Here is a 19166-nt window from a genome sequence, read left to right as displayed (position 1 = left end):
ATGATTTAATGTGACTAGATATGACCAAAAAAATCACGATTTAATGGTTTGTGATCTGTCACGATGCCCTGTGATTGGTCTAAATAATCTGAGTCGAATTACAACATGGCCAACCTGATGTTCCGGTATTCTCCGAAAAATAGGGACCGCAGGGAAGCGTCGAACGGCTGAGCCAAGCCGATAGATACATACGGAAACGAGGGGCTATCCGGCCAAGGACGATCGATTCGCCTTGGACCCGATAGCCCCTTGTTGCGCGGTTCGGTTTTTTTACTCCAGCTGATCCAGACCGAAGTCGAAATCCGGAGACACGTACGGATCGTCCGGAGCCGGAATTTTGACGACCTTGACGACGTCGATCTGAATAATCTCGATGTCGTTGTACAGCGTCGTGCCGAGCTTGCCGGTTACGGATACCCATTCGTCCGTCTCGAGCGTATCCGCTTTGCCGAACGTGATCATGACGCCGTAGGGCGAAGCGTCCGCGGTACAGCAGGAGATGGCGAAGCGGCTGACCCCGAACTGCCTGGGCCCCATGTTTCCTTCACGGTAGACGAAGCCGCTGACTTCGATCGTTTTGCCCAGGAAAGCTTCGCGGTACAGATCGATGGTGGTCAGCGTTTCGATGTAGCGCTTGGGCGTGACTTCAATCACGTCCCGTTGAAGCAGCTTTTTCCCGTAGGCGGCGTAAGTTTCGGTAAAATTATCGAACGGGAACAGTTGGTCAAGCTCCTCGGGCGTAAGCTTGCGGTTCGAATCGGCGTCGTTCGACTGCCCGGCATTCGACTGCGCATCGCTCGACTGCCCGGCGTTCGATTGCGCGTCATTGGGCGGTACGTCGTCCGATGGAACGCTGCCCGTGCCCGGCGGAGCGCCGCTCGGCTGCGGTTCTTCCGGCTGCGCCGGTTCAGACAGGGCGTTGTCCGGCTGTCCTTTCTCCGGGTCGGCTGCGGCCGAACCAGGACCCGTTATACTGCCGTCGGCATCGGGCAGCTCGATGGACGGCTCCGGGGCGGAGTCTGAGCGCGCCGTCGTTCGCGGCTCGCTTACGACCGTCGTCTGAGGCGTGAATTGCACGCCTTTGGCGGAGGCCATGCTGCTGCCGAGCACGCTGTCCGGCACGATGTAGCCGATCAGGAGCGGAAGCGCGAACCAGCCGTAGAGGAGCGCGCTTTTGCCCCAGGTGGCGGGCATTTCGTGCAGGCAATCGCACGAGGGCTCGTTATGCTCCTTGTCGAAAAAAGCGCGAATCGCCGAATACAGCTGATGGGCGGCGACCGCGTACATGCCGAGCGCGGCCAGCTTGACGATCAGCTGCATCCGCTGCGCGATGTACAGATTCAGATTGCCGGACCGGACCAGGTGCACGATCAGGAATGCGAAGCCGGCCAGCAGAACCGCTCTTGCGGCGTAATGGAACGCCAGAACGGAAGACGATTTGACCAAGGGGGAACAACCTCCTTATAGGAAGCCCAGCCGATCGAACGCAAGTGATCCGAGCAGGACGAGCACGGCGATCAGCAGGCTGAATTTGAGCACGAATTTTTTGCGGAAGACGGCGAGCATCATCAGCGTGTTCTTAAAGTCGAGCATCGGTCCGAGCACGAGAAAGGACAGCAGCGAGGCAGGCGGGAACAAATTGTTGAACGAAGCCGCCACGAACGCGTCCGACGTCGAGCAGAGCGACAGCACGTAGGCGAACGCCATCATGAACAGATGGGACAACAGCTCATGATCGGCCACCGACGCGAACGAGGCCCGCGTGATGAACGTCTGCATCAGCCCGGTAATGAGCGAGCCGAGAATCAAATATTTGCCCATCTCGAAAAATTCCTCGGCGATATGGGACGGAGTCGAGCCCAGTTTCCGGAAAAAGGACGCTTTGTCGTCCGCATGATGATGATGGTGATGATGGCCGTGAGCGTGATGATGATGCTCGTGCCCGCTGCGGGCCAAGGAAGCGGCAGCGGCCGGCGGGTCGGACTTCAGCGGACTTTGCTTCAGTCCGGCGTACAGAATGAAGCCGAGCGCGACGGACACGACAAACGCCAGGTAGAAGCGCGAGTAGGCCAGACTTTCATTCGCGCGGAAGGCCTGGAACGTCGCACCGAAGACGACCGGGTTCAGGATCGGACCCGCTACGATGTAGACGAGGCCTATGTAAGCGGGCAAGCCTTTGCGCATGAGCCGCCGCACGATCGGAATCATGCCGCATTCGCAGAGCGGCAGCACGATGCCCAGAAGCGTGCCGAACAGGACGCCGGCGACCGGATTGCGGGGAGTCAGCTTGCGCACGAGCTCGTCCGACACGAACGCCTGAAGAAGCGCGGATAAGATGACGCCGATCAGCAGAAACGGCAGCGCTTCGAGAATGATGCTGATAAAAATAATTTTGAAATTTTGCAATCTGGTGTGATCCAGGCTCCATCCGGAAAAATCGCGGCCGAAAAAAATGAGCACCAGAAGTGCGGCGCAAACGATCGAAGCCGCCGCGGTCGCCAGCTTCATCCAACCTTTGGGCACGACTTCGCATCCACCTCCTAATTGTAACAGTTACGATTATTATACAATATGCTTGTTCATTTGGCATTCATGACTTCTTGCTCAAAAATTCGCGGGGCTTCCTCGTGCGGATTTAAGCGGTCGCCATGCCGCAGCGGCAAGGTTGACAATCCGGTCCGGCGGGGTATAATGGGTAACAACTCGTTTAATATTCGGCGATGAAGAGAACAAGTACGCCGGGACGGAGCGCTCACAGAGAGCCGGTGATGGGCTGGAAGCCGGCACGCTCGCCTTGCGGAATGGATCTTGGAGCCGGAAGCGGAACGACGGGAGAAGCACCGCTATCGCGCATGCGATGCGGCGGCGGATTTCCGTCCCATGCTGTCCCGACTGTTCCCCGTTACAGGAACGCTAAGGTATCGCGTCAGGACTGCAGCCGTCGCGATACGAATTAGGGTGGCACCACGGCTTTCCTCGTCCCTAGCGGAGGAAGGCTTTTTTTATTTTCCAGGAAAAAAAAGGAGCGATTCGACGATGTCCAAGCAGCAGCGAGTATTATCCGGCATTCAATCCAGCGGCAAGCTGACGATCGGCAATTACATCGGCGCGATGAAAAATTTCGTCGCCCTGCAGCACGAGCACGACTGTTACTTTATGATCGCGGACCTTCACGCGGTGACGGTTCCCCAGGAGCCGGCGGCGCTGCGGGAGCAGACCGAGTCCGTGGCGGCGCTGTACGTGGCCGCGGGGCTCGACCCGGCGGAGGCGGCGATCTTCATTCAGTCGCATGTGCCCGCCCACGCCGAGCTGGGCTGGCTGTTGACGACGATGTCCTATATGGGCGAGCTGGAGCGGATGACGCAATACAAGGACAAATCCGAGGGCAAGGAAGCGGTTGGCGCGGGGCTGTTCGTCTACCCGGCTTTGATGGCGGCGGACATTCTGCTCTACAACGCGACGCTCGTCCCCGTCGGCGACGACCAGAAGCAGCATCTGGAGCTGACGCGCGACTTGGCCGGAAGGTTTAATTACCGCTACGGCGACACATTCGTCGTTCCGGAGCCGTTCATTCCGAAGCAGGGCGCGCGCATTATGTCGCTGGAGGACGGCACGAAGAAGATGAGCAAGAGCAGCCCGAGCGCGGGCAGCTACATCTCGCTGCTGGACAACCCGGACGATATCCGCAAAAAAATAGCCCGGGCCAAGACGGACATGGGCCGGGAAGTCGTGTACGACGTGCAGAACAAACCGGAGGTCAGCAATCTGATGACGATCTACGGGCAATGCACGGGCAAGACGGTCGAACAGGTTCAGGCCGCTTACGACGGCCAGGGATACGGCGCGTTCAAAAAAGATTTGGCCGAAGTCGTCGTCGCGGCGCTCGAGCCGATGCAGCGCAAGTACGCGGACGTTCGTTCCTCGGGGGAAATTCACCGCATCCTGCGGGACGGCGCCGAGCGCGCGGGCGCCGTGGCCGAGCAGACGCTGGCCAAGGCGAAGGAAGCGATGGGCTTCCTGCCGATCGTTCGCTGAACGACTAAGCGGTTTTTTTTCCCAATTTCGCCTTGACGACAAAGCCGAGTCCCATCACGACGAGGGTGACAACGCCGAAAAGCAGCGCCAGCCAACCGCTGTAGCTGATCGAGAAGGCCGTGGCGAGCATGCCGATCACGGATAATACGGCGAACAGGAGTGACAAAGTTTTACTCATGATTTCACCTCGCATATTTTTCTTCGTATCTAGCATACTAAGTTGGCAAGCTTGCAAACCAATCATTAAGGCGAAGGGAGATTTCAACATGGCATCAAGCAACCAACTTGTTGTACCGCAAGCGAAAGCGGCATTGCAAAGCATGAAGGCGGAAGCAGCCCAATCCCTGGGCGTCCAAATTCCGGCGGACGGATATTACGGCAACGTAACGTCCCGCGACGCAGGTTCCCTTGGCGGTTATATCACCAAGAAGCTTGTCCAAATGGCCGAGCAACAACTTTCCGGTCGCTAAGAACATTCGGTTCGGACCGAAAGCCCGAGGAAACCCCTCGGGCTTTTCATATTGTGCGCTTCCGGCCGGCAAACGTCAAGAGAGGCTGTCCCTTAAGCGGGTACAGCCTCTTCGTTATCCAACCCGTGCGGCAACTCAATAAGCGTTCATCCGCAGCCGTTTCTCCAGCCGTTCGTCGCTCAGCCATCCGACGTACGATTGAATCGGGACGAGGTCCATATCCATCAGCACGACGGCTACGAACGGATACTGCTTCCGATAGCGGAAGCGGACGTCCACCCAGCGCACCTCGTAGCCCCAGGTTTTCGGCTTGACATGGCCGCAGGGGAAGGCCGTCACGCTCAGGAAAGCCTGAACGTCCGCATGCTGCTTGGAGGCGTCGAGCGCCGGATGCTCGTCGCACTTCAGCACGTCCTGCCATTTGATTTGCCCTTCGTTCCATTCCCCGATCCCGTAGGTGCCGTCCGCGGATACCCGCACGACATTCCAGCGGTACAGCGAGACGGTCGGCAGCAGCGTATAGCGGTCTCCGGACCGATTGCCGGGATCCAGCCGCGAGATCGTTCGCGACAGCCGGCGATGGACAAGCGTTCGCCAGCCGTAATAAATGCCGAGCAGCGCGTAGAGGACGGGGAAAATGACTTGGGGGACGGCAATCCCGGACAGCCAGAGCAGGATGGCGAACAGGTGCGAGGAGAAAATAAACGGATCGAAAATGTGGATCACGTTCCACGCGACCCATTGCTTGCTGACGGGGCGATAAGCCTGCGTGCCGTAAGAATTGAACAAATCGCTCAGCACATGGACGACGACGGCCAGCAGCACCCAGAAGGCGATATGCCACCAGGGAATGCCGCGGAAAGCCACGGCGATCGCGGCGGTAATCAGCGCGGTCCATCCCGCGATCGCCGGGAAGGAATGGGACAAACCGCGGTGATTTTTGATATAATCGGCGTTGCTCTTGAATCGCAGCAGCCCGTCCAGGTCGGGCGCGTTCGAGCCCGCGACGGTGCCGATCAAGATGGCGATCGGGCCGTAAGCGTGCGAAGCGATGACCGGATCGGTCATGGCAAGCCCGCCCAGGCCGAGACCAAACACGAAGTGCGTACCGGTGTCCATTTACGTTAGCCCCCTTTATGTCCGATTCGGCAGGAACAGAAATCGACTCTCCCCGTCCGGATCGTCACCGACAAAACGCCTTCCCCGTCCGAAGGACGCCGAAGGCGTTCGGCATGGCTTAAGTATGGGCGTAACGGCTGTAAAATATGAAGGAAAAGGAGCTGCATCGTCATGATCTTGTTTTGCGAATATGTCATCCCGGAGCAATACCGCGAACCGTTCATCGCGTGGGCCGACGCGCATCCGGAGCTGTGGCGGGACGCGGAGCTTGCCGAGAATACGGCGCAGCCCGGCGTGTTCGTCGAGCTGCGGAGAACGAAGACGGAGGCGGAAGCCGCCGAGCTCGAAAAGGAACGCCGCGAAGGGCGTTCCTGGCAAGAGATGGAGCAATGGGTGAAGGGAGGCCGCGACGGGTTAAGGATATGGACTTTCCGTCAGCGGTTGCTGCCGAACGGCAAGGTGTAGTTCAGCGGTTCGTCGAACATGATGTAGTCGAGGTTGAGCATGAGCAGCAAGTAGCGCTTGCCCGTCGTCGGATCGCTGATGATGATGTGGTCCCGCCCGGCGGCCTCCAGGACGCCTTTGAAAATTTTCGCGTTCCATTCGGAGTTGTTTTCGTACGTCATGTACAGCGTCGCGACCTTGCCCAGATTCATGCGGAGAATATTTTCGACGTAGGACTCCTCCGGCTGTCCCGTCATTGCGGGGAGCACGACTCCGGCCGGGGTAATCGGCGCGCCGGCCGGCACTTGCGGAGGCATCATCATCGCTCCCTGAACCATCGGATTCGCCGGCATCATCCCCGTCATGTTCGTCATTCCGGTCATTCCCGTCATCCCCGCCCCTTGGGCGTTCATGGGCATCATCAAATTTCCTTGGGGCTGCGCATAACCGCCCCAGGGCGCTTTGTTGTTCAACATCGCACATCTTCCTCCTTGAAAGGTAAGTACACGTTCGAGCCTGCCCGGATCTCCTTCGCTGTCGGCTCCCTTGAGGACGGGCCGGCATCCGAATGCCGTCGTCAAGATGAAGCGGCGGGATTGGGCGATTGTCGCACTACAGTGTATTTAGGCGGCCCGGATTGTGTGCCTGGGCGGAACGTATTTTTCCCGCCCCGGTTCGCGGTTGGTCCGCATGTCATGGCAATTTGATGAACTCGAACAGGCGAACATTGTCAATGCTTGAATATTTGCGGTATCATTGAACAGACATCAGGTAGGTATGAGGAGGAGCTCCGTGCTTAAAGATCTAGTGGCTCTAACCAAGCCGCGAATTATCCGCTTGAATTTGATTGCCGCTTTCGGCGGGTATTGGGTCGCTTCCAAATGGCACCCGGATATATGGATTCTAATCTGGATGCTGGTCGGTTCGACCTTAACGATGGCTTCTTCCTGCGTCATCAACAATTATTGGGACCGCGATCTCGATTTGAAAATGGAGCGCACGCGCGACCGGGCCCTCCCGCAGAAACGGCTGTCTCCCGCGCTCGTGCTCGGCTACGGCATCGGGCTCGGCGCTGCGGGCCTCGCTGTGCTGTTCCTGCTCGTTAATCCGCTTACGGGTTGGCTGGGACTGCTCGGGATGTTCGTCTACATTGTCATCTACACGATGTGGCTGAAGCGAAGCTCGACCTGGAGCACCTCCGTCGGGGGAATTTCCGGGGCGATGCCGCCGGTCATCGGGTACTGCGCGGTGACGAACGCGGTCGATGCCGGAGCCTGGATTTTGTTCGCGCTGCTGTTCCTGTGGCAGCCGGCGCACTTCTGGTCGCTGGCCATCCGGCGCAAGGAGGAGTACAAGGCCGCGGGTTTCCCGCTGCTCCCGGTCGTCAAGGGCGTAACGCGCACCAAATGGCAGATGCTTCCTTATATTTTGCTGCTGATTCCCGCATCCGTTCTGATGTACTCCTACCACTATGCAGGCATTTATTTTCTGATCTTGTCCGTCGGCATCGCCGCGGTCTGGTTCGCACACGCCGTCTCGGGGCTGCGGGCCAAGGACGACGAGAAGTGGGCGAAAAGGGATTTCATGATTTCGATCAACTATTTGATGATTATGTTTTTAACGATGGTGTTGAATACGACGGGGGGATAAGAGGATGGATCAATCGAAGGATGAGAGCGTGCCCGCGGAGCGGCATGCCGCTTCCGAAGTGGACGTCGTCGTCGAGCCGGTCAAGCCGGACAGGCCTCAGAGGCCGTGGATTCAGCGCTACGGCTTTTCGCTTGTCGTGCTGGCGTTGTGCGTTGTGATGGGGTATTTTATTTTGCAGCAGCAGAACAAGAAGGACGAGCTTCCGGTACAAGGACAAGGCGCGGAGTTTTCTTACACGGATATGAACGGAGAGACCGTATCGCTCAGCGGCACGAACGGCAAGGCCAGACTGCTCTATTTCTTCTTCGCGAACTGTCCCGACGTCTGTCCGCCGACCACGTTCGTCATGTCCCAGGTGCAGGACGAGCTCAAGGAGGAAGGCTTGTTCGGCAAAGAGGTGGAGTTCCTGTCCGTGACGATCGATCCGGAACGCGATACGCCCGAGCTTCTTCAGGATTACGCCAAACGGTTCGAAGCCGATCCGGAGGGCTGGAAGTTCCTTCGGGGAGACGAGAAGGAGACGGCCGCCTTGGCCGAAAAATACGGAATTCTCGTGAATAAAGACAAAGACGGCAATTTCGGCCACATGAACCTGATCGTGTTGCTCGACAAGAAAGGGCAAATCCGCGAGTGGATTTCGGCCAACGATTATATCGACATGGAAGCCGGCGCCGGCTCGGATATACTCAGCCCGAGCGAGATGGCCAAGATTATCAAAAGCGTTTTGTAGACGAAGCCGTCAAAGGGCCGTCCGTAGTCGCTGTTCGACTAGGGACGGCCCTTTGGCGTTCCCGGACCCGCGCCGGAATGCGACGGTTCTGCGCGTTCGATCCCGGATCAAACGAAGGGCCCGTCCGGCTCCGGATAGACGATATACTCCTCCAGACCGGCTTTCTCGAGCTGCTGGATCAAATATTCCTCCGGCGTCCCTTCGACGCCGCTATATCCTCTGCGCGTGTAGAGGTGGTCGGCGTCCGGGAACACGTCGCGCAGAATGCCCCGGATGCGGCGTCCCGAGGCGTCGTGATCGGTGAACAGGTAAACGTGGCGATCCCCGACCGCTTTGCGGAGAGCTTCGATGCGGTCGGTATTCAAGGTGCCGAACGTGCAGTGGATCGGCACTTCCGGAGCGAGAACGCGCGCGAGACGGCTTTTGTCGTTTTTTCCTTCGACGATAATGGCGATATTCATGGCGGGTTCCTCCGTCTTCGGCGTTTGCCCCTTATTGTACCATTTTCCCGCCTTTTGTTGCGCTTGCTACGCGCTTGTCCCCGCCGCGGCCGCCGATAAGCCGCCGAGGCGGCTCGGCGGCGCTCGGCATCGGCCTTAATGGGCGCGAAGCACAAGGACGAGAAGAATGAACAGCACGAGCACGATGGTTGTCGTCGCGCCGTTTCCCGCGGCGAATTGGGACATGGGCTTTCACCCCGTTCGGCAGCTTCGGATTCGGCCCGAACGGCCGCGGCAGAGACCGGTCGGACCTGGGCTGTTTTACACCATATGCGAGCATCCCGGCCGGGAAGTGTGCGGATACCCAGACGCGCAAAACTTGCCCGGCTTTTCTTCAACGATTCGGGGGAATCGTCTCCGACCCAAACGGGCTTCCCGTCCTGGCGACGGCGAAGCGTTTTGGCAGGGATCAATGGGCATGAGGGGGGAGCGCGCCGTTCGGATTCCAGTTGGCCTTGAACGCTTCGCGCGGGAACAGGAAAACCAGGGCGATCATAAGCGCGAGGAACGACAGAAAATAAGGCGAGAAATAGGATCGGACGGCTCCGGCGGCGACCGGACCGAGGAAGGAGCCGATCGACAGGGAGATGGACAGAATCGAGAACGTTCTTCCGTACCGAGTCGGACCGCTGAGCTGCAGCAGGAAAGAGGTCATCGCCGGGAAAATGACGCCCTTGGCCATGCCGGCCGCAAAGAGCAGCACCAGCAGGGAGACCGGCCAGTCGGAGGCGAGTCCGTAATAGCAGATCGCCAGCAGCATCACGCCGACCACCGTCCGCAGGTACGGCAAGTAACGGTTAAGAAACAGCAGGCTGAGCGTCACGAGAGAGCCGAGGCTGATTACGGAAAACAGGATGCCGGTGCTCATGATCGTCGCGGCGTCCGTGCCCCGCAAAGGGAGCTCGAAGGCGAGGATGCCTTGCGCGCAAGCCATGCCGATCGGCAGCACGAATACGCTCCAGGAAAAGCCGGCCGCGGGAGACTGCAGGAGCGGATCCGGCGCATCCAGTTTCGCCGCCGCCGGGGAAACCGGTTGTCCGGGCGCCGTTCCCCCGGTTTCCGGGTGGGCGACGGGAACGGGCTCCTTGACGAACCAGAACGACAAAATTCCGGTAATGAGCAGGATCCACCCCAGTAAGGCGAACGACTGGCTGAAGCCGAGCTTGGCCGCGAGGAGGGCGCCCGCCGCCGGGGAGACGACGGAGGCGATCGTATGCACGAGACCGTTGCCGGCCATCAGCTTGCCTTGCTGGATATGGTTTTTCGCCAGCCGGGCGAGCAGCGACATGCACGCCGGGGACAGGAAGGCGAGGACGAAGCCGCTGAGGGAACGAATGTACAGCAGCTGCCAAGGATCCGTCACGCGGGCCTGGAAGAGCAGCAGGATGCCGGCTCCGATCAGGCTGAAGACGATGAACAGCCGGCTTCCGCGGCGATCGACCGCGATGCCGGCGATCAGGTTGCCGGGCAGATGGGTCAAGGAATACATGCCCATCACCAGGCCGATAAACGACGGAGCGGCCCCGAGCGACACGGCGAACGGCGTGAGCATCGGGTACTGGGCGTGCAAGTCGAAGAACGCAACGAACAAAAATAAATAAAGCCATATGGCGGTTTTCATCTTCCGCGACCTCCTAATCGTGACGGGGACGAGCCCCCTTGTCCGCAACCGGGCTTATCCTACTTGTACGTTCGAGCCCCGGCGGATATGCCCGTCGTTTACTGCGGCCGAGCGATTACGCTATAATAGGAATTATGCGAAATCGAGACAAAGATTTAAGGGGGGAGTTTTGAGTGAATCTGGATACGGATGTATGGCTGACGTTTTTGCAGGACAATTGGATCGTGATCGCGGTCGCGATCCTGGCGATCCTGCTCGTGCTCAAGCTGGTCAAGACGGTGCTGAAATGGGTGCTCGTCGCCGCGATCGTCATCGGCATCGTCACCTACAGCGGCATTACGATCGACGATATCAAGGAAGTCGGGAGCAAAGTGTCGGAGGAAGCCAAAGATCAGGCGATCAAGGCGATGGCCGGAGAAGCGAGCGCTGCGGTCTATACGGCGAACGCGGACGGTTCCTACACGATTACGACGGAGAACCTTGAGCTTGCCGGAGTGCCGAATTCCGGAGAGGTCGGCGTGAAGTTCCGCGGCATTTCCCTGGGCACGTGGAAAATGGAGGGCGAGGTCCGCGACTTTGTCGTCAAGGCGCGGGCGGCGGCCAAGTAACGATGAAGGGCTGGGGGACGGTTGTCGACGCCAATCTCGTCACCTGGGCATTGCTTGCGATTATCGCGTTGTCCTTGTATCAAGGCGTCCGCAGAGGCGCTTCCGGCTCCGTCAAGCGGCTTGCTTCTTTCCTGGGCGAAGCCGTTCTGACGGTGCTGGCGGTCGCGCTGGCGGCGATCGCCGCCTCGGAGCTGTCGCCCGGGCTGCAGACGTGGCTGGCGGAGCGCAGCCTGTCGCGGCCGAGCGCCGATTCGGCCGCCCTGCGGCAGTTTTTCTACACGGTCGTAACGGGGCTGCGCGATTTGCCGCTGCTGCGGTTCGCCGCGCTGTTTCTGATCGCGTACATGCTGATTCGACTGGCGGCCGGCTTGGCGGCGAAGGCGATTCTGCCCGGTTCTCCCGGGACCGCCGCTTCCCCGTCCTCTTCGGGAGGGATCGTCAGCCGCACGACCGGCGGCGCGCTCGGAGCGGCGCTGGGAACCGGCCGGGCGCTGCTGCTGACGGCGACGCTGTTCGCCTACTGCGCGCTGTTCCCTCTGGGACCGCTGACCGATTATATCCAGCAGTCCGGGCTGTATCGGGAAGTCGCCGCGCAGATTATCCGTCCGGCCGCGGGGATCGTGCTGGAGGAACGGCTGCCGGTGTTCGCGAAGGCGATGTCCGGCGAGCTGGACCAGCTCTGGCAGAAGCGGTACGACGTCATCGACGCGGAGCTTCCCGGCGATGTCGTGGCGGCGGCGCTCTCCGTCACGAAGGAGCATGAAGGCGACAAAGCCAAGGCGCGGGCGCTGTACGATTGGGTCGGCACACGCATCTCATACGACGACGACAAGGTGCGGGCCTACGAGGAGCTCGGGGAATGGCGCGAGCAGAATCCCGAGGCGACGTTCGTCACCCGCAAGGGAGTGTGCATCGATTATGCGCGGCTGTACGCCGCGATGGCCCGGGCGGTCGGCCTGGACGTGCGCGTGGTGACCGGACTGGGCTACGACGGCCGCGGCGGTTACGGGGCGCACGCCTGGAACGAAATTTACGCGAATGAAGAACAAAGATGGATTCCGCTCGATTCGACGTGGGCAAAGACGGGCAATTGGTTCGATTCTCCCGGATTTGCCGATACGCATATACGGCAAGGAGGGGTAACCGGGTGAGCAGCAGCAGGACGGAAGAAGAACAGAAGCGGGAAATACGCAACAGGCGGCATTTCAGCTTTCGGTTAAACTTGTTTTTCTTCCTTACTTTTTTCGTGTTTTCCGTACTTATCGTCAGATTGGCTTATTTGCAGTTCGTGGAAGGCGACAACCTGAAGGCGAAGGAGCACCAGATCGGCTCCCGAACCGTTCCGGTCCCTCCGATCCGGGGCAACATCTACGATTCGGAAGGGAAGGAGATCGCCTATTCGATCTCGACGCAATCGCTGTATTTTACGCTGGACGTGAAGATGAAGAGCGAGGAAGCGAAGGCGCTTGCCGCGCGGCTCGTCGAAGTGTTCGACCGCCTGGGGGACAAGAGCGCTCCCCCACTTACCGTTCAGGACGTCTACGAGGATATGGACCTGCAGGGAAGGGTCCATCTTCTGCACCAGCAAAGGCGGATCAAGACGGGGCTGACGAAGGAAGAAATCGCGTATTTCTCCGAGCATCGCCAGGAGTTCAAGGGGATCGACGTCGTCGAGGAGAGCATCCGCCAGTACAGCGAGGACCGCGTGGCCGTGCAGCTTGTCGGCTATATGAAGAAGCTGAAGGGCGCGAAGGATCTCGACAAGTACAAGGAGATCGACAAGGATCAGCCGGACAAGGCGCTGAAGTACCTCGATACCGAGGACGTCGGGTTCGACGGGCTGGAGCTGATGTACCAGGATGAGCTTCGCGGCAGCAACGGCGTCAAGGAGTACCCCGTGAACAACCAGGGGGAAATTATCGGGCCGATGAAGCTGACGAAGCCGGTCAAGGGCGAGAACTTGTATCTGACCATCAACCGCAGCGTTCAGTTGAAGACGCAGCAGGCGATTATGGAGCATATCGAATTCGTGCGGAACGCGAAGGGCAAGCAGTACCAGGACGCGCATCCGACGACGGGCTACGCCGTGGCGATGGAAGTGGACACGGGCAAGGTGGTCGCGATGGCCAGCATGCCGGACTACGATCCGAGCGTCTGGCAGGGCGGGATCAGCCAGAAGGATCTGGACGCGATTACGTTTTTCCAGTACAACGGCACGATCCGCGAGGTTCAGCCTCCGTACGAGAATTACGACGAGCGTAAAAACCATCCGTCCTCTCTCGTGTATCTCGGCTCCACGCAGAAGCCTCTGTCCGTGCTGCTCGGGCTGAACGAGAAGCTGTTTACGACGAGTACGGTATTCAACGATCCCGGCTATTTCGAATTCGGGCGCAAGGGCCACGAGGTTCGCATCTGGAACGCCAGCAACGCGGCCAACGGAAAAATTACGGCATGGCAGGGGATCGCCAAGTCGTCCAACGCCTTCATGTCGGCGATGGTCGGCAACAAGCTTTACTTGAATTACAAAGGCGACGAAGGCTTGCAAATATGGGACAACTACATGAAGCAGTTCGGCCTGGGCGTGACGACCGGCAGCGGGCTGCAGGGCGAATCCGCAGGCGTTGTCGACTACTTCAAGAGCACGAAAACCGAAGGTCTTCAATCCGCGCTGATCCGCTCCTCCTGGGGTCAGCAGGCCAAATACACGACGCTGCAGCTCGCGCAGTACGCGGCGACGCTGGCCAGCCGCGGCAAGCGCATGAAGCCGCAATTCGTGCAGGAAATCCGCGACGTCGACGGCAATGTCACCGTGGACTTCCAGCCGGAAATGCTCAATTCGATCGACATTCCCGAAGAATATTGGAAGACGATCGAGAAGGGGATGGCCGCGGTCAGCGTTCAAGGCTTCGACGGCGTCCCGTATACGTACATGCGAAAAACCGGAACGTCCCAGCAGGACGTCGGCAATCGCCGCCGCGTGGAGAACGCCGTATTTATCGCTTACGCTCCCGCGGACAAACCGAAGCTGGCGGTCGCGGTCGTCGTGCCGGACGGCGGCTACGGCGGCTGGGGCGCGGCGCCGATCGCGCGGCAAATTTTCGACGCGTACGACGCGCAGGTCGGTCTGTACGGCACGCCTCGTCCGTCGTTGTACGGCATTCAGCCGGCCTCGGGCTCTACCGACGCGGGAGATACGCAGCAGGACGGCGCGAACGCCGCCAATGCGGATGCGGGACTGCAGGTCGAGGGGACGCGGGAAGAATAGTGCGATCAGGGTCGTCCCGCTTGGGGCGGCCCCTTTCTGTGCCGGATGCGGACCGGGGATCAGGTCGGCCGCTTGCGAAGAAGCAAATTTTTTTAATTTAAATGTTGCATTAGGTAAACTTAGTTGTATAATATAAACAAAGAGTCTCTGGGGAAAGTATTCGTCGTATTAGCAAAACAGTTGTTTAAAGGCAAAGAGAGAGCATTCGGGAGGAGAGATACAGGAATGAGGAAGCAATTGCCATCGTCGATCAAACGATTCATTATGACTTTAATTTTTCTCGTCGTGCCGTTCGCCGCGGTCGTTACGGGATGCGGGCCGGGCTCGGGGGCGTTCAAGGAAGAGGGCAAGCTGCACGTGACGGCGACGGTCGGCATGATCACCGATGTCGTCAAGGAGGTCGGAGGCGACCGCGTCGAGACGATCGGGCTGATGGGTCCGGGAGTCGATCCGCACTTGTACAAAGCGTCGCAGGGCGATATCGCCAAGCTGGAGAAAGCGGACCTCATTTTGTACGGCGGACTGCATCTGGAAGGCAAGATGACGGAAATTTTCGAGAAAATGAGCAAGAAAAAGGCGGTCGTCCCGGTGACGAAGAACATTCCGGAGTCGTCGCTGCGGAAGGTCGGAGACGGAACGTACGATCCGCACGTCTGGTTTAACGTCAAGCTGTGGATGAGCGCGACGGAGACGATTCGCGACGCGCTGATCGAGAACGATCCGGAGCACGAAGCGGAATACCGTGAGCGCGCCGACGCTTATCTCGGCAGGCTGGACGAATTGGATCGCTACGCCAGGGAACGGATCGCCGAAATTCCCAAGCAGGGACGGGTGATGGTGACCGCGCACGATGCCTTCGGGTATTTCGGCGACGCATACGACATTGAGGTCGTCGGCCTGCAGGGCATCAGCACGGCGGCCGAGTACGGCTCCAAGGACGTGACCGCGCTGCGCGATATGCTCGTGGAGCGGGGGATCAAAGCTGTATTCGTGGAATCTAGCGTGCCGAAGAAATCGATCGAGGCGGTTATCGAAGGCGCCAAGAAGCTGGGACGCGAGGTCAAGATCGGAGGAGAGCTGTTCTCCGACGCGATGGGCCAGGACGGTACCGAGGAAGGGACCTATATCGGAATGGTCCGGCATAACGTAGATACGATCGTCGAAGCGTTGAAATAAGAAAGGGGAGAGAGACGATGGCCACAAATCAATCCGGCATCGCGCCGCTGACGGTAACGAATATGACGGTCGCGTATCAGAAGAAGCCCGTCGTCCGGAACGTCTCGTTCGAAGCGACCGAGGGCGAGCTGATCGGGATTATCGGACCAAACGGAGCGGGCAAATCGACGCTGATCAAGGCGATTCTCGGCTTGCAGCCGTCGCTGAGCGGGGAGACGCTCGTCTATGGCAAACCCTATAAATCGCAAAGAAGGCTCGTCGGTTACGTCCCGCAGAGGGAGTCGGTCGATTGGGATTTTCCCACGAACGCGCTGGATGTCGTGATGATGGGCAGATACGGAAGATTGGGCTTGTTCAGAAGGCCCGGCGCCAAGGAAAAAGCGATCGGCATGGATTGCCTGGCCAAAGTCGGGATGGCCGATTTTGCAACGAGGCAGATCAGTCAGCTGTCCGGCGGGCAGCAGCAAAGGGTGTTTCTCGCCCGGGCGTTGGCCCAGGACGCCACGCTGTACTTTATGGATGAGCCGTTCGCGGGGGTGGACGCCGCGACGGAGAAGGCGATTATCCAGCTGCTGAACGAGCTGAAGCGGCAGGGGAAGACGGTGCTGGTCGTACACCACGACCTGGCGACCGTGGAGCAATATTTCGATTCGGTTATGCTGCTCAACGGCGAGTTGATTGCTTACGGCCCGACGGCTTCGACCTTTACGGAGGAGAAGCTGCAGAAGGCTTACGGAGGAAGATTAACGTTCCTGAAAAGCGGCGGCGGCGCCGAAGAGCCCGTCCTGATTGCGGGAAGGGGATGACGAGCGATGCTTAATCTGTTTACCGATCCGAACCTGCAATGGATTTTGCTGGGGAGCATGCTGCTCGGCCTCAGCACCGGCGTCGTCGGGACGTTCGCTTACTTGCGCAAGCAAAGTTTGATCGGGGATACGCTGGCGCACGCCGCGCTTCCCGGCATCTGCATCGCCTTCATGCTGACGGAGGTCAAGTCCGTCGGGCTGTTCATGATCGGAGCGATCGTCGCCGGGATGATCGCCACGGCGGGCATCAGCTGGATTACGAGATTTTCCCGCATTAAGCCGGATGCGGCGATGGGCATCGTGCTGTCCGTATTTTTCGGCATCGGCATCGTGCTGCTGACGCAAATTCAGCACAGCTCCTACGGCAACCAGAGCGGGCTTGATAAGTTTCTGTTCGGGCAGGCGGCTTCGATGACGGCCCAGGACGTCTACACGATGACCAGCGTCGCGGTCGTGCTGATCGTCGTCTGCGCGGTGCTGTTCAAGGAATTCAAGCTGATCAGCTTCGATCCGGGCTATGCCCGCGGATTGGGCTTCTCGGTAACGACGCTGGAGCAGCTGCTACTCTGGCTCGTCACGATCGCCGTCGTCGTCGGCATTCAGGCCGTCGGCGTCGTGCTCGTCGCGGCGCTGCTGATTACGCCGGCCGTATCCGCTCGGTACTGGACGGACCGGCTCGGCGTCATGACGGCGCTGTCCGGATTGTTCGGCGCGCTGAGCGGCGCGATCGGCACCTGGGTCAGCGCCGGGACGGAGCAGCTTCCGACCGGGCCGCTCAGCGTATTGACCGCGACGGCGGTGTTCGTCGGCTCCGTGCTGTTCGGACCGCGCCGCGGCGTGATTGCCAAGCTCGTCCGGCGGCGCTCGGCCAAGCGGGAATGGGCGACGGAGAGCGCCAAGCAAGCGGGAACGGGAGTTAGCTCATCGGCGAAGGAACGGGGGGTGTCGGTATGAGCGGATTTTGGATTATGCTGACGGGCGCGTTGGTCGCGGCCTGCTGCGGCATTCTGGGCTGTTTTCTGATTTTGCGCCGGATGGCGCTTGTGGGCGACGCGATCAGCCACTCCGTGTTGCCGGGCATCGTAATCGCGTTCCTGGTCAGCGGCTCGCGGGATTCGTTCTTTATGCTGTTCGGGGCGGCGATCCTCGGCTTCCTGACCGTATTTCTCATCCAGATGTTCCAGCAGAGCGGCGTGCAGAACGACGCGTCGATCGGAGTCGTGTTCACCTCGCTGTTCGCGGCGGGCGTGCTGCTGGTCAGCCTTAACGCGCAGAACGTCGATCTGGACCTGGACTGCGTGCTGTACGGGGAGATCGCCTATGTGCAGTGGAACTCGCTTGTCCTGGGCGGAGTCGACATGGGGCCGAAGGCGGTATGGCTGCTCGGCGTTACGCTGTTTATTATCGTGGCTCTCGTCACGTTGTTCTACAAGCAATTCAAGCTGTGCGCGTTCGATCCGGCGCTGGCGGCGGCCATCGGCATTCCGGTGGCGCTGTTCCACTACGTGCTGATGGGGCTGGTGTCGATGGCGACGGTCAGCTCGTTCGAGAGCGTCGGCGCGATTCTCGTCGTCGGCCTGCTGATCGTGCCGCCGGCAACGGCTTATCTGCTGACGGATCGTCTGGGCGCGATGATCGGATTGAGCCTGGTCATCGGCGTCGTCAGCTCGGTGGGCGGATACTACGCCGCCGCCGCGCTGGACGCGTCGATCGCGGGCTGCATGGTCTGCGTCGCGGGCGCGCTGTTCGTGCTCGCCTTCCTCTTTTCCCCGTCGCACGGGTTTGTCGTACGCAAGCTGAGACAGCGCCTCTCGACGGCCCGCGAAGCTTATTGAGAGCTTCGGCCGGCCCGCGTCGGCCAGAGCTGCCTGAATCCGTCCCTGGACGGTTCCGGGCGGCTCTTATTTGTTTTCGATTCGAGGGGCGAAATATGATAAAATGATCGGTATATGACAGACAGAACGAATGAGGGAGCGGGTTGAAAAATTGGCATATGAAATGAAGCGCTACCGGTTGCTGGCATTGGATCTGGACGGCACGCTGCTGAACGACCGCAGCGAGGTGAGCGAGACGAACGCGGAATGGATCCGCCACGCGGTCGAAGCGGGCGTCATGGTGTGCGCCTCCACGGGCCGGGGCTTTCAGAGCGCGGTGTCGATCGTCGAGCGGCTGGGTCTCGATTCGCCGATGATTACGGTTAACGGGGGAGAGATCTGGGAGAAGCCCCATTCGCTGCACAAGCGGACGATTCTGGATTCCGACAAGGTGATCGGCCTGCACAAGCTGGCGCTCGATTATCCGGAGGTCTGGTTCTGGGCCTACTCGACGCAAGGAATTTATAACAAGGAAATCTGGGCCGAGGAGCCGAAGTCGCACGAATGGCTGAAGTTCGGCTATTATACGGAGGATCTCGGACAGCTGGGGAAGATTCTGAAGGAAATTTCCGGCTGGGACGGACTGGAGATTACCAATTCTTCGCCGAACAACATCGAGATCAACCCGCTGGGCATTTCGAAAGCGAGCGCTCTGGCGGAACTGTGCCGGCTGAAAGGCTTCGACATGTCCGAGGTCGTATCGGTCGGCGACAGCTTGAACGACATCGCCGCCATTCGCGCGTCGGGGCTCGGCGTGGCGATGGGCAACGCGCAGGAAGAGGTCAAGCGGGCGGCCAACGCCGTGACGGGGACGAACCAGGAAGACGGCGTCGCCCAAGTGATTCGGCAATATGTATTGAGGACGTGA

General features: G+C 59.6%; 21 protein-coding genes. 13 read left to right on the top strand and 8 right to left on the bottom strand.

Features of this window, described 5'->3' with window-relative positions:
• Nucleotides 1-270: 270 nt before the first annotated feature.
• Both ACFFT4_RS00775 and ACFFT4_RS00770 read right to left on the bottom strand, forming a co-directional pair.
• Nucleotides 271-1446 (bottom strand): TIGR03943 family putative permease subunit, encoded by a 1176-nt coding sequence (locus ACFFT4_RS00775; RefSeq protein ID WP_378044263.1) that lies wholly within the window; start codon nucleotides 1444-1446, stop codon nucleotides 271-273.
• Nucleotides 1447-1461: 15 nt separating this feature from the next.
• On the bottom strand, nucleotides 1462-2523 hold the full coding sequence (locus ACFFT4_RS00770) for a permease (RefSeq protein ID WP_378044261.1): 1062 nt from the start codon (nucleotides 2521-2523) through the stop codon (nucleotides 1462-1464).
• 513 nt (nucleotides 2524-3036) lie between these two features.
• On the opposite strand from ACFFT4_RS00770, the gene trpS reads away from it, so the two are divergent.
• Nucleotides 3037-4035 (top strand): tryptophan--tRNA ligase, encoded by a 999-nt coding sequence (trpS, locus tag ACFFT4_RS00765; protein ID WP_378044259.1) that lies wholly within the window; start codon nucleotides 3037-3039, stop codon nucleotides 4033-4035.
• Between the two features lie 4 nt (nucleotides 4036-4039).
• Here the strand turns inward: trpS and ACFFT4_RS00760 are convergent, their stop codons facing one another.
• A complete protein-coding gene (locus tag ACFFT4_RS00760; RefSeq protein ID WP_378044258.1) occupies nucleotides 4040-4213 on the bottom strand; it encodes a DUF5325 family protein in 174 nt (57 codons plus the stop codon).
• 88 nt (nucleotides 4214-4301) lie between these two features.
• Here ACFFT4_RS00760 and ACFFT4_RS00755 point away from each other — a divergent pair, with 88 nt between their 5' ends.
• On the top strand, nucleotides 4302-4505 hold the full coding sequence (locus ACFFT4_RS00755) for an alpha/beta-type small acid-soluble spore protein (protein ID WP_378044256.1): 204 nt from the start codon (nucleotides 4302-4304) through the stop codon (nucleotides 4503-4505).
• Nucleotides 4506-4640: 135 nt separating this feature from the next.
• Here ACFFT4_RS00755 and ACFFT4_RS00750 read toward each other — a convergent pair whose 3' ends face one another.
• Entirely contained in the window at nucleotides 4641-5624 is a 984-nt protein-coding gene (locus tag ACFFT4_RS00750) for a metal-dependent hydrolase (RefSeq protein ID WP_378044255.1), read from the bottom strand.
• A gap of 171 nt (nucleotides 5625-5795) precedes the next feature.
• Between ACFFT4_RS00750 and ACFFT4_RS00745 the strand changes: the two genes are divergently transcribed.
• A complete protein-coding gene (locus ACFFT4_RS00745) occupies nucleotides 5796-6089 on the top strand; it encodes a hypothetical protein (protein ID WP_378044254.1) in 294 nt (97 codons plus the stop codon).
• On the opposite strand, the gene gerQ is transcribed toward ACFFT4_RS00745, so the two are convergent.
• On the bottom strand, nucleotides 6059-6442 hold the full coding sequence (gerQ, locus tag ACFFT4_RS00740) for a spore coat protein GerQ (RefSeq protein ID WP_378044272.1): 384 nt from the start codon (nucleotides 6440-6442) through the stop codon (nucleotides 6059-6061). The genes ACFFT4_RS00745 and gerQ overlap by 31 nt on opposite strands.
• A 403-nt stretch (nucleotides 6443-6845) precedes the next feature.
• On the opposite strand from gerQ, the gene cyoE reads away from it, so the two are divergent.
• Nucleotides 6846-7718: a heme o synthase gene (gene cyoE, locus ACFFT4_RS00735; protein ID WP_378044253.1), complete on the top strand. Its 873-nt coding sequence runs from the start codon at nucleotides 6846-6848 to the stop codon at nucleotides 7716-7718.
• A 4-nt stretch (nucleotides 7719-7722) separates the two neighbouring features.
• Complete coding sequence (locus ACFFT4_RS00730) at nucleotides 7723-8448, top strand: SCO family protein (protein WP_378044251.1); 726 nt, start codon at nucleotides 7723-7725, stop codon at nucleotides 8446-8448.
• 107 nt (nucleotides 8449-8555) lie between these two features.
• Here ACFFT4_RS00730 and ACFFT4_RS00725 read toward each other — a convergent pair whose 3' ends face one another.
• The 3 genes from ACFFT4_RS00725 to ACFFT4_RS00715 form a co-directional block, all read right to left on the bottom strand.
• Nucleotides 8556-8909 (bottom strand): DNA primase, encoded by a 354-nt coding sequence (locus tag ACFFT4_RS00725; protein ID WP_378044249.1) that lies wholly within the window; start codon nucleotides 8907-8909, stop codon nucleotides 8556-8558.
• Nucleotides 8910-9044: 135 nt separating this feature from the next.
• Nucleotides 9045-9134 carry a sporulation protein YjcZ gene (locus ACFFT4_RS00720; RefSeq protein WP_378044247.1) on the bottom strand — a complete coding sequence of 30 codons (90 nt, stop codon included), beginning with the start codon at nucleotides 9132-9134 and terminating at the stop codon, nucleotides 9045-9047.
• Between the two features lie 223 nt (nucleotides 9135-9357).
• On the bottom strand, nucleotides 9358-10569 hold the full coding sequence (locus ACFFT4_RS00715; protein ID WP_378044246.1) for an MFS transporter: 1212 nt from the start codon (nucleotides 10567-10569) through the stop codon (nucleotides 9358-9360).
• Between the two features lie 173 nt (nucleotides 10570-10742).
• Here ACFFT4_RS00715 and ACFFT4_RS00710 point away from each other — a divergent pair, with 173 nt between their 5' ends.
• From ACFFT4_RS00710 to ACFFT4_RS00675, 8 genes are all read left to right on the top strand, one after another.
• Nucleotides 10743-11177: a hypothetical protein gene (locus ACFFT4_RS00710; protein ID WP_378044245.1), complete on the top strand. Its 435-nt coding sequence runs from the start codon at nucleotides 10743-10745 to the stop codon at nucleotides 11175-11177.
• 2 nt (nucleotides 11178-11179) lie between these two features.
• A complete protein-coding gene (locus tag ACFFT4_RS00705; RefSeq protein ID WP_378044244.1) occupies nucleotides 11180-12328 on the top strand; it encodes a transglutaminase domain-containing protein in 1149 nt (382 codons plus the stop codon).
• Nucleotides 12325-14442 (top strand): peptidoglycan D,D-transpeptidase FtsI family protein, encoded by a 2118-nt coding sequence (locus tag ACFFT4_RS00700; RefSeq protein WP_378044242.1) that lies wholly within the window; start codon nucleotides 12325-12327, stop codon nucleotides 14440-14442. The genes ACFFT4_RS00705 and ACFFT4_RS00700 overlap by 4 nt, the downstream gene beginning before the upstream one ends.
• Before the next feature lie 225 nt (nucleotides 14443-14667).
• Nucleotides 14668-15618, top strand: a complete 951-nt coding sequence (locus tag ACFFT4_RS00695) for a metal ABC transporter solute-binding protein, Zn/Mn family (protein ID WP_378044240.1) — start codon at nucleotides 14668-14670, stop codon at nucleotides 15616-15618.
• A 17-nt stretch (nucleotides 15619-15635) separates the two neighbouring features.
• Complete coding sequence (locus tag ACFFT4_RS00690; RefSeq protein WP_378044238.1) at nucleotides 15636-16424, top strand: metal ABC transporter ATP-binding protein; 789 nt, start codon at nucleotides 15636-15638, stop codon at nucleotides 16422-16424.
• A 6-nt stretch (nucleotides 16425-16430) separates the two neighbouring features.
• On the top strand, nucleotides 16431-17378 hold the full coding sequence (locus tag ACFFT4_RS00685; RefSeq protein WP_378044237.1) for a metal ABC transporter permease: 948 nt from the start codon (nucleotides 16431-16433) through the stop codon (nucleotides 17376-17378).
• The gene (locus tag ACFFT4_RS00680) at nucleotides 17375-18259 is read left to right on the top strand and encodes a metal ABC transporter permease (RefSeq protein ID WP_378044235.1); all 885 of its coding nucleotides are present in this window, start codon (nucleotides 17375-17377) and stop codon (nucleotides 18257-18259) included. The genes ACFFT4_RS00685 and ACFFT4_RS00680 overlap by 4 nt, the downstream gene beginning before the upstream one ends.
• A gap of 151 nt (nucleotides 18260-18410) precedes the next feature.
• Nucleotides 18411-19166, top strand: a complete 756-nt coding sequence (locus ACFFT4_RS00675) for a Cof-type HAD-IIB family hydrolase (protein WP_378044234.1) — start codon at nucleotides 18411-18413, stop codon at nucleotides 19164-19166.

This window comes from Cohnella cellulosilytica, from assembly GCF_042431195.1.
GTDB lineage: Bacteria > Bacillota > Bacilli > Paenibacillales > Paenibacillaceae > Cohnella > Cohnella cellulosilytica.
This window is presented reverse-complemented; position numbering and strand designations above follow the sequence as displayed.

Coding starts and splice junctions, on each gene's coding strand:
- cyoE (WP_378044253.1), top strand. CDS start 6,846: ATGAGGAGGAGCTCCGTGCTTAAAGATCTAGTGGCTCTAACCAAGCCG.
- gerQ (WP_378044272.1), bottom strand. CDS start 6,442: ATGACGAACATGACGGGGATGATGCCGGCGAATCCGATGGTTCAGGGA.
- ACFFT4_RS00680 (WP_378044235.1), top strand. CDS start 17,375: ATGAGCGGATTTTGGATTATGCTGACGGGCGCGTTGGTCGCGGCCTGC.
- ACFFT4_RS00695 (WP_378044240.1), top strand. CDS start 14,668: ATGAGGAAGCAATTGCCATCGTCGATCAAACGATTCATTATGACTTTA.
- ACFFT4_RS00725 (WP_378044249.1), bottom strand. CDS start 8,909: ATGAATATCGCCATTATCGTCGAAGGAAAAAACGACAAAAGCCGTCTC.
- ACFFT4_RS00750 (WP_378044255.1), bottom strand. CDS start 5,624: ATGGACACCGGTACGCACTTCGTGTTTGGTCTCGGCCTGGGCGGGCTT.
- ACFFT4_RS00715 (WP_378044246.1), bottom strand. CDS start 10,569: ATGAAAACCGCCATATGGCTTTATTTATTTTTGTTCGTTGCGTTCTTC.
- ACFFT4_RS00685 (WP_378044237.1), top strand. CDS start 16,431: ATGCTTAATCTGTTTACCGATCCGAACCTGCAATGGATTTTGCTGGGG.
- ACFFT4_RS00745 (WP_378044254.1), top strand. CDS start 5,796: ATGATCTTGTTTTGCGAATATGTCATCCCGGAGCAATACCGCGAACCG.
- ACFFT4_RS00755 (WP_378044256.1), top strand. CDS start 4,302: ATGGCATCAAGCAACCAACTTGTTGTACCGCAAGCGAAAGCGGCATTG.
- trpS (WP_378044259.1), top strand. CDS start 3,037: ATGTCCAAGCAGCAGCGAGTATTATCCGGCATTCAATCCAGCGGCAAG.
- ACFFT4_RS00705 (WP_378044244.1), top strand. CDS start 11,180: ATGAAGGGCTGGGGGACGGTTGTCGACGCCAATCTCGTCACCTGGGCA.
- ACFFT4_RS00690 (WP_378044238.1), top strand. CDS start 15,636: ATGGCCACAAATCAATCCGGCATCGCGCCGCTGACGGTAACGAATATG.
- ACFFT4_RS00760 (WP_378044258.1), bottom strand. CDS start 4,213: ATGAGTAAAACTTTGTCACTCCTGTTCGCCGTATTATCCGTGATCGGC.
- ACFFT4_RS00730 (WP_378044251.1), top strand. CDS start 7,723: ATGGATCAATCGAAGGATGAGAGCGTGCCCGCGGAGCGGCATGCCGCT.
- ACFFT4_RS00720 (WP_378044247.1), bottom strand. CDS start 9,134: ATGTCCCAATTCGCCGCGGGAAACGGCGCGACGACAACCATCGTGCTC.